Below are 8564 nucleotides of genomic sequence, written 5' to 3' on the forward strand. Positions count from 1 at the left end.
TTCATGCCTAGCGTTGATGCCGCATTGCGGCTTCCCGAGACCGGCCATTCGCGCAGCGTGCAACATTTTCGAGGGGCGAAGGTCCGGTGAGCGGGACATAGCGCCAATTCGCCGCAAGCAACCCAATGTCTGCTGTATCTAATCTGTTCGTTGTCCGGAACTACTCCGGGTCGAAAGAATGGGCGTATCACCGGCCTTTTCGGAGAAGTGTTTCGCGACCAGCAACCATCCGGTCTACCGTTACGGACTAATCGCCATAGAGTAAGCTCGCATCCTCGGCTAAACGGAACCAAACGGTGCATCTGAATCTGAGAACTAACATGAGAACTTGCCTTATAGCGGTCCTTCTAATCTTCGGCCTTCCCTTACACGCGGAAAGCCGATCGTCGCTAGCAGCAGCGATAGAAGACGCCGCGACCAACGCGTTCAAAGATGAGCGGCATTCTGTAGAGATAGAAGGCTGTCAGATGACAACCTACAGGTGGCGAGACAGACCTGAACAAGGCTGGGTTCTGTGGACATCTGTTCAGGTTGATATGGTCGATGCCGAGATCAATGAAAACAAACTCCGGCCAGGGGAGAAATTTGGTTACGCTGTTCTCGATCCGGGACCACCAGAAATCGGATTTGGGCTTATTGGCTTTACAATGCGTCCCTCAACTCTTGCACGACAAGAACGCTCCATCCTGCGGGAGCCATCGAGAGAAACCCACCCCTCTCCGAGAGGGGGTGGCTCTACGCATTACTATGAGTATCGGGAAGAGTTCATCTTCACGCTGGAAGGGCCGGGCGTATCAGAAAAGGTGCGCAAGTTCCCGGCACTGTATGACCGATATGTCAAAGCGTACTGCACCTTTACGGGGTGAACTCCAAAGCAGCCGCTCGCGCACAACGCAGCATGTGTGACTCTGGGCTCAAACCGGACTTGCGTCGGCGCGGCACGCGAATCTTAACCTTTCAGGCCTCGGCGCGACCAACCGGATGACCTCTTATCAGCCCAAAGGGGACATGATCTTCGCGCCCGCAGCATCGGAGCCTCTAGGCAAGAGGGCGGGAAGGTGATGGGGTGGATGGCTCCTGCTCCAACCGGCGTCGCGATGCGCCATAGTGCAGGTGTCAGAATCTGCTTATGAGAGGAGCCACCCCATGCAAGTTACCACAATCGGCGTTGATCTGGCGAAGAACGTCTTCCAAGTCCGCGGTATTACAGAAAGCGAAGAAGTGGTGTTCAACCGCCCGCTGCGACGAGCGCAATTTCTATCGTTCTTTGAAAAACTGGATCCCTGCCTGGTCGGCATGGAATCGTGCAGCAGCGCCCATCACTGGGCGCGCGACCTTTTGGTTCGTCAAAGAACGCAGTTGATCAACGGCTTGCGAGGACGGTTGCCGAGTTCGGCATTTTCATTCCGAGAGGCTTGGCCCGTGTGATCAGCTTTGCCGAAGACATCACCCTTGGTGAAGTGCTCGACCTGCCGGAGATCGCCAACGAGGTGATCCTCAATCTGTCGGAACAACTTATGTCGCTGCATAAACGGATCTGCTGGTATGAGGAACGCCTAAAGCTGGTCGCCAAAGAAGATGCGCGTGTTCGTTTGTTGCGCACGATACCCGGTGTCGGCGCGGTAACAGCTTCCGCGATTATTGCCAGCATTGGCGACGGGCATCAGTTCCGAAATGGCAGGGAGTTTGCTGCCTGGCTGAGCCTGACACCCGCAAACAAATCGAGCGGCGGCAAAGAGAAGCTTGGGCGGATCACCAAGATGGGGGATCAATACCTGCGGCAGCTGCTTGTCGTCGGCATGACCTCACTGGTCCGACAAACACGATCCCACCCCGAGCGGGCCAGCAAATGGTTGACGTCATTGCTCGAACGCAAACGCGCCCGTGTCGCGACCGTCGCCATGGCCAACAAGACGGCCAGGATCGTCTGGGCTGTTTTGACCCGCAATGAGCCATACAGCCCACGCGCTGCAGTCTGAGAGGAAAGGAACGACGCGTTAGCAAGACCTGCGAGATGATGGTGCATAAGTCTGCCGCCAAAACCAAGACACTCCGCCGAATGGCAGGGGCGTAACAGTCCGCTAAGCTGATAGGAACTTGGTTTGCGGAACCCATCAGGGCCAGCGGTCAAAACCGCACAAACAGGCCGGACACATGACTGCTTCTGACAAATGCACAAATCACTTCAAAAATGTCTTACTATGCAGGAGCCATCCACACATGTCATTCGCTGCGCCTGCCAAGTTGAGCAACACCAAAGATTACAATTTGCGGACACCAATCGCCCAACACAGCGCTCTTTCAATGCTGTCACCTCTACCCAATAGTTGGATCTGAGGGAGGCCCCTCCGCTTCACAAGTTCAAGATCTGCGACGCGCGGCGGCCCACATGCGCGGTGATCGCATGTTTGGGTCGGCCTTTACGAAACAGGAACCTGTGCCACCGAATTCCTATCAATCCAGCGGGCTTTTTCCAGCCTGTGCAGATTCGCCGCCGCCACGCCTTTCAACCTCTGCTGCAAAAGTTCCGCAAGCGGCTCTCCCGCGTTGCGCACCGCGTCGCAGGTCACGGTGAGCGGCGGGACCAGCTTTGCGGTGTCTACACCGGGCAAGCGGTCGTCATGTGCGACGATGGAAACGTCCCCGGGGACAATCAATCCCGCCTCCGTGATCGCTGAAAGCGCGCCGATTGCCGTGAGTGAATTGCAGCAGACGAAGCCGGTTGGTCGGTCCGCCAATTCCAGCAGCGTCCGCGCCGCGTCCTGTCCAAAGCGCTGAGACGTGTCGCCGTAGCGGATCAGGTCCGGCAATGGCTCAAGGCCGGCCTCAGCCAGGGCGGTCTTGAAGGCCTGTGCGCGTTCGCGCGAAACCATCCAGCTTTCGTTGCCATTCAAAAGCGCGATCCGCCGATGCCCGTATTCGGCAAGATGCGCCACCGCCTTCCTCGTGAGATCCGCGGTATCAACATCGAAATAAGGGTACTCCGGCGCCTCGACATGCTTGCCATGCACGACAAACGGCACGCCTTTGCTGCGCAGGAACTCCATCCGCGGATCGTCCGCCAGGGGGAACAGCAGCACGAATGCGTCGATCATGCCTTGCCCGATCAGCCGGTCGTAGGTCTTCAGAGGGTCTTTGTCGGTCGAGATATGCAGGAACAAATCGAGTCCCCGAGTTGCCATGGCCTGCGTGAGTGCGTGGGTTATTTCGAAGAAATGCGCCGCTTCGAAGCCAGCGGGCGGTGTGTCGAGGACAAGGCCGACGACGCCGGACCGTCCGGACACTAGTTTTCGTGCGCTGTGGTTCGGACGGTAGTTCAGCTCCCGTGCGACCTCCTTGACCCGCTCGCGGGTCGATGGCGTGACATCGTCGAACCCGCGCAGGGCACGGCTGACGGTGGTCGCCGAAAGACCGGTGAGCTTTGCGATATCCTTCAAAGTCGCCACGTAATAGTCCGTCCCTTGCCGTTGTCACCAATCGAAAACGCGCCGCCGAACGGCGCACGGATCGAGAGGTTATGTGCGCGTCCAGTCGGCTTCTGAAGAAATAGAAATCGCCGCGAAGGTCAATGACTTTTTGCGAGTCTCGGAATTTTATCGTTGATTTTAACGTTCCGATTTGTGATCTTAACGTTAAGATAATGAATCAGATGGATTCGAAAACGCGCTTCGGGGCACGCCACTCCGGGGCGCAAGGCCGATACGCCCGGAGCCAGCGCACCTGCTCCGGGCGCGGCAAACTTGAAAGGGAGGACACATGACATCCAAATTCCGCACTGCGCTCTTTTGCTCCAGCGCGATCCTCGCGGCATCGCTCGCCTGCGCGGCATCGGCGGACTCGCACCTGCGCTTTCCCATCGGAGAGGGGCCCTTCGACTGGGCCGAGTTCCAGGCCTTTGCCGACAGCCATGATTTCTCGGGCCAGACACTGGACATCGCCGGCGCGGGCACCGGCCGAGACGCCGATCTGCTGCGCGAGATCTTTGCCTATTTCGCCGAGGCTACGGGTGCCGAGGTGAAATACTCCGGCTCTGACAGCTACGAGCAGGACATCGTGATCGCCGTGCAGGCCGGGACCCCACCGGACGTGGCGCTGTTCCCGCAGCCGGGACTTGCCGCCGACCTTGCGAAGCAGGGCAACCTTGTGCCGCTCGCCGAGGACACGCAGCAATGGTACATCGACAACTTCGCAGCCGGAGAGTCCTGGGCCGATCTGGCCAGCCCGACCGGTCCGGACAGCAAGCCGCATGTCTACGGGATCTTCAACGCCGTCGACGTGAAATCGTTGGTCTGGTACTCGCCTGAAGCCTTTGACGAAAACGGCTATGACATTCCCGAAAGCATGGAGGAGTTGAAGACGCTCACCGATACCATGGTGGACGACGGGCTGACACCGTTCTGCCTCGGGCTGGGCGCGGGCGCCGGCACCGGCTGGCCCGCGACCGACTGGGTCGAGGATTTCATACTGCGCACGCAACCGCCCGAGGTCTATGACCAGTGGGTGAAGAACGAGATCCCCTTCAACGATCCGCGCGTGGTGGCAGCCATCGAGGAATACGGCTATTTCGCGAGGAACGACGACTATGTGGACGGCGGTTCCAGCGCTGCGGCTACCATCGATTTCCGCGACAGCCCGGACGGGCTATTCGAATTCCCGCCGAAATGCATGATGCACCGCCAGGCGTCGTTCATTCCGACATTCTTTCCCGATGGCATCGTCATCGGCGAGGATGCCGATTTCTTCTACTTCCCTGCCTATGAGGGCAAGGATCTGGGTCGGCCGGTTCTGGGCTCCGGCGGGCTGGCGACGATCATGCAGGACAAGCCGATCGCGCACGCCTTCATGGCGTTTCTCCAGACCTCTCTGCCGCACGCGCTGACTGCCGCGCAGGGCAAGACCCTGACGCCGCACACGGGCGTCAGCCTCGACGCCTATGCCAACGACACCGGGCGGGCGCTGGCCGAAATCCTGCTGAGCGCGACGACCTTCCGGTTTGACGGCTCGGACCTGATGCCGGGCGAGATCGGCACCGACGCGTTCTGGAACGCGATGGTGGAATACACCACCGGCAGCCTGACTGCCGATGAGGCAGCCGCCGCGATCCAGGCGCGCTGGGACTCGATTCGCTAAGCGCATCCCCCAACATCATGCGCCGCGACAAGCTCGCGGTGCCTTTCCAATAACGGAACCGACGGGAGGGCGGACCGATGAATCCCATTATTCAGGGACTTGCGACGATCATTCTGGGGGTTGGGGGCTGCGTAGGCTACTTCTACGCATCGAACCTGCTGCTGGACAAGGTGCTGTACCCGGCCAAGGGGCCGAACATCGCCAGCAACATCCGCCGGGCGAACATCATCCGCCCCTGGCTGTTCATCTTCCCCGCCCTGCTGGTTTTGACGGTCTACCTAGCTTATCCGGTCGTGGGGTCCGCCTACCGGTCGCTGTTCAACCGCTCGGGGGATGAGTACATCGCGCTCGGCAACTACTTGGCGCTGTTCGAGTCCCCCGAGTTCCGTCGCTCCTTCCTCAATAACGCACTCTGGGCGCTCTTTGTGCCGGTCGTGTCGGTCACCGCCGGCCTGATCGCGGCGCAGCTCAGCGACACGCTGAAATGGGGCAACATCGCCAAATCGCTGATCTTCATGCCGATGGCGATCAGCTTTGTCGGCGCCTCGCTGATCTGGAAGTTCGTCTATGCCGTCGACAGCGATATCGGTCTGATCAACGCCGTGCTTGCGGGACTGTTCGGCGCCGGGCCAATCGACGTGATCCAGATCCCGTTCTGGAACAACTTCTTCCTGATGTTCATCCTGGTCTGGATCCAGACCGGTTTCGCCATGGTCATCCTCTCCGCCGCCCTGCGCGGCATCCCCGAGGAAACCATCGAGGCCGCCATTCTGGACGGGGCGAACCCGTTTCAGATCTTTTTCCGGATCAAGATGCCGCAGATCTTTTCCACCATCGTGGTGGTCTGGACGACGATCACCGTCGGGTCGCTGAAAATCTTTGACATCGTTTATGCGATGACCGGGGGCAATTTCGGCACCGAGATCCTGCCCAGCTACATGATGAGTTTCATGTTCCGCGACGACGGCCGCGCGACTTCGGTGGCGCTTGTCATCATGATCATCGTCCTTCCGGTGATGATCTCGAACATCCGCCAGGCACAAAAAGAACTTCGGTAGGAGGACCGGTCATGGAAAACATTGCAGGAAAGAAACCCGCGCTGAGCTGGGCCAAGAATATCGCTATGGCGGCCATGGTCCTGATCTGGGTCATTCCGACGTTCGGCCTGCTGGTCTCGTCGTTCCGGGACCGCGACCAGATCTCGGCCACCGGGTGGTGGCAGGCGATGCTGCCCGTGGAACTGACAGCGCGGGCGCGCACCGGCACAGAGGCAACCCCCGACGGCCCCCTCTTCCGGGTCGAGGGCAACATCTTCGATGACGAAGAGGCGCGGTCGTATTTCTCGGGCACACCCGGCGACATCTCAGCCTTTGGTACCCGCGGGGCAGAGCCCACCACCTATCTGGCGGGCACCACGGGCGATCTGGGCGATGGCGAGACGCTGACGGTGAATGCCGACGGCTCTTATGTCTGGATTACGCCGGAAAAGCCGGGCAGTCGCGGCCAGCGGGTGTATTTCGCGGCTGAGAGCCCGCCCAAGCTGACGCTGGACAACTACCGGACGGTGCTGTCAGGCGACAACATGGGCCGCGCCTTCCTCAACACGCTGATCGTGGCCGTGCCGGCGACGTTCATCCCGATCTTGGTCGCTGCCTTTGCCGCCTATTCGTTGGCCTGGATGGAGTTCCCCATTCGCGGCCTGCTGATCGCCGGGATCGTCGGGTTGCTGGTCGTGCCGATCCAACTGGCGCTGGTACCGGTGCTGAACCTGCACAACGACATCGGCGTGGGGCAGAGCTTCGTGGGCATCTGGCTGGCACATACCGGTTTCGGGATGCCGCTTGCCGTCTACCTGCTGCGCAACTACATGGCTGGCTTGCCGCGCGATATCATCGAATGCGCACGGGTGGACGGGGCGACGGATTTCCAGATCTTCACCAAGATCATCCTGCCGCTGTCGCTGCCCGCGCTGGCCTCCTTCGCGATCTTCCAGTTCCTGTGGACCTGGAACGACCTGCTGGTGGCCAAGGTGTTCCTGCCCTCGGCCGACGAGGCCAAGGTCATGACGGTCAAGATCGCCGACGATCTGCTGGGTTCGCGCGGCGGCGACTGGGGCATCCTGGCGGCGGCGGCCTTCGTCTCGATCGCAGTGCCGCTGGGCGTCTTCTTCAGCTTGCAACGGTTTCTGGTGCGCGGCCTGCTGGCCGGCTCTGTGAAGTGATACCGACGCGGGCCGCGACAATGCGGCCCCCGGACAGCGAAAAAGGATAGCGAAATGGCCAACCTCTCACTAAAGAACGTCGAAAAGATCTATGGCGGCACCGTGACGGTGCTCAAGGACATCGACCTCGAGATCGAAACCGGCGAGTTGATCGTCTTCGTTGGCCCCTCGGGCTGCGGCAAGTCCACGCTTCTGCGCATGATCGCGGGTCTGGAGCGGATCACCGGCGGCGAACTCGACATCGACGGCATGATCGTCAACGAGGTCCCACCGGCACAGCGCGGTATCGCCATGGTGTTCCAGTCCTACGCGCTCTATCCACACATGAGCGTGCGTGATAACATGAGTTTCGCCCTGAAAATCGCGAAAATGCCCAAGGCCGAGATCGACGAAAGGGTCGAGCGCGCCGCGAAGATCCTGCAGCTCGACGCCCTGCTCGATCGCTTGCCCAAGGCGCTCTCGGGCGGGCAGCGGCAGCGAGTGGCCATCGGGCGCTCTATCGTGCGCGACCCCAAGGTGTACCTGTTCGACGAGCCGCTTTCGAACCTCGACGCCTCGCTGCGCGTCGCGACGCGGATCGAGATCGCCCAGCTCAAGGAATCCATGCCCGACAGCACCATGATCTACGTCACCCATGACCAGGTCGAGGCGATGACGCTGGCCAGCCGGATCGTCGTGCTGGCGGGCGGCGGCATCGCGCAGGTGGGCACTCCACTGGAGCTGTACGAAAAGCCGGAAAACGAGTTTGTCGCCAAGTTCATCGGCTCCCCCGCGATGAACCTGATCCCCGGGGAAATCATCCAGACCGGCGCAGAGACCCATGTCCGCACCAAGGACGGCGGCGAGGCGATCTCGACCGTGCCGACCCTGCCCGAGGATCTGGGAAAGACCGTCAATATTGGCGTGCGGCCCGAAGACCTTGTGGCGATCTTGGACGGCGGGCCGTTCCTCTACCATGGTAAGATCGCCATCACCGAGGCGCTTGGAGAGGTGACCATCCTCTATTTTCACCCGGACGTCGAAGGCCGAGATGCGGTGATCGCCAAGCTGCCCGGCATCCACAAGAACATGCGCGGCGTCGACGTCAAGGTGACCGCCGACCCGTCCAAGGTGCACATCTTCGAAGACGGCCAGTCGCTGCTTTACCGCGACCGCCCGAAGAAACGCATCACCGCTGGTGTGCACTGACGCCACCTGTCCGCCCCCCCCCCCC

6 protein-coding genes and 1 pseudogene are annotated in these 8564 nt (G+C 60.5%); 6 read left to right on the forward strand and 1 reads right to left on the reverse strand.

The genetic code is table 11. From position 1 onward, the window contains the following. Positions 1-467: 467 nt before the first annotated feature. Entirely contained in the window at positions 468-866 is a 399-nt protein-coding gene (locus tag B30_RS20115; protein WP_152003715.1) for a hypothetical protein, read from the forward strand. Positions 867-1146: 280 nt separating this feature from the next. Beyond that, positions 1147-1979 (forward strand): annotated as a pseudogene (locus B30_RS20120) (IS110 family transposase). 441 nt (positions 1980-2420) lie between these two features. Here B30_RS20120 and B30_RS20125 read toward each other — a convergent pair. Continuing rightward, positions 2421-3446 carry a LacI family DNA-binding transcriptional regulator gene (locus B30_RS20125; protein WP_009574077.1) on the reverse strand — a complete coding sequence of 342 codons (1026 nt, stop codon included), beginning with the start codon at positions 3444-3446 and terminating at the stop codon, positions 2421-2423. A gap of 310 nt (positions 3447-3756) precedes the next feature. Here B30_RS20125 and B30_RS20130 point away from each other — a divergent pair, with 310 nt between their 5' ends. From B30_RS20130 to B30_RS20145, 4 genes are all read left to right on the forward strand, one after another. After that, entirely contained in the window at positions 3757-5130 is a 1374-nt protein-coding gene (locus tag B30_RS20130) for an ABC transporter substrate-binding protein (RefSeq protein ID WP_009574078.1), read from the forward strand. 77 nt (positions 5131-5207) lie between these two features. Then, on the forward strand, positions 5208-6188 hold the full coding sequence (locus B30_RS20135) for a carbohydrate ABC transporter permease (protein ID WP_009574079.1): 981 nt from the start codon (positions 5208-5210) through the stop codon (positions 6186-6188). An 11-nt stretch (positions 6189-6199) separates the two neighbouring features. Then, a complete protein-coding gene (locus B30_RS20140; RefSeq protein ID WP_009574080.1) occupies positions 6200-7351 on the forward strand; it encodes a carbohydrate ABC transporter permease in 1152 nt (383 codons plus the stop codon). 54 nt (positions 7352-7405) lie between these two features. Then, complete coding sequence (locus tag B30_RS20145; protein ID WP_009574081.1) at positions 7406-8539, forward strand: ABC transporter ATP-binding protein; 1134 nt, start codon at positions 7406-7408, stop codon at positions 8537-8539. Positions 8540-8564: the final 25 nt, after the last annotated feature.

Source organism: Celeribacter baekdonensis B30 (assembly GCF_000299875.1).
GTDB classification, from domain to species: domain Bacteria; phylum Pseudomonadota; class Alphaproteobacteria; order Rhodobacterales; family Rhodobacteraceae; genus Celeribacter; species Celeribacter baekdonensis_A.

Bases quoted from the DNA above. Each gene is read 5' to 3' on its own strand.
- B30_RS20115 (WP_152003715.1), top strand. From the start codon at position 468: ATGACAACCTACAGGTGGCGAGACAGACCTGAACAAGGCTGGGTTCTG.
- B30_RS20130 (WP_009574078.1), top strand. From the start codon at position 3,757: ATGACATCCAAATTCCGCACTGCGCTCTTTTGCTCCAGCGCGATCCTC.
- B30_RS20135 (WP_009574079.1), top strand. From the start codon at position 5,208: ATGAATCCCATTATTCAGGGACTTGCGACGATCATTCTGGGGGTTGGG.
- B30_RS20140 (WP_009574080.1), top strand. From the start codon at position 6,200: ATGGAAAACATTGCAGGAAAGAAACCCGCGCTGAGCTGGGCCAAGAAT.
- B30_RS20145 (WP_009574081.1), top strand. From the start codon at position 7,406: ATGGCCAACCTCTCACTAAAGAACGTCGAAAAGATCTATGGCGGCACC.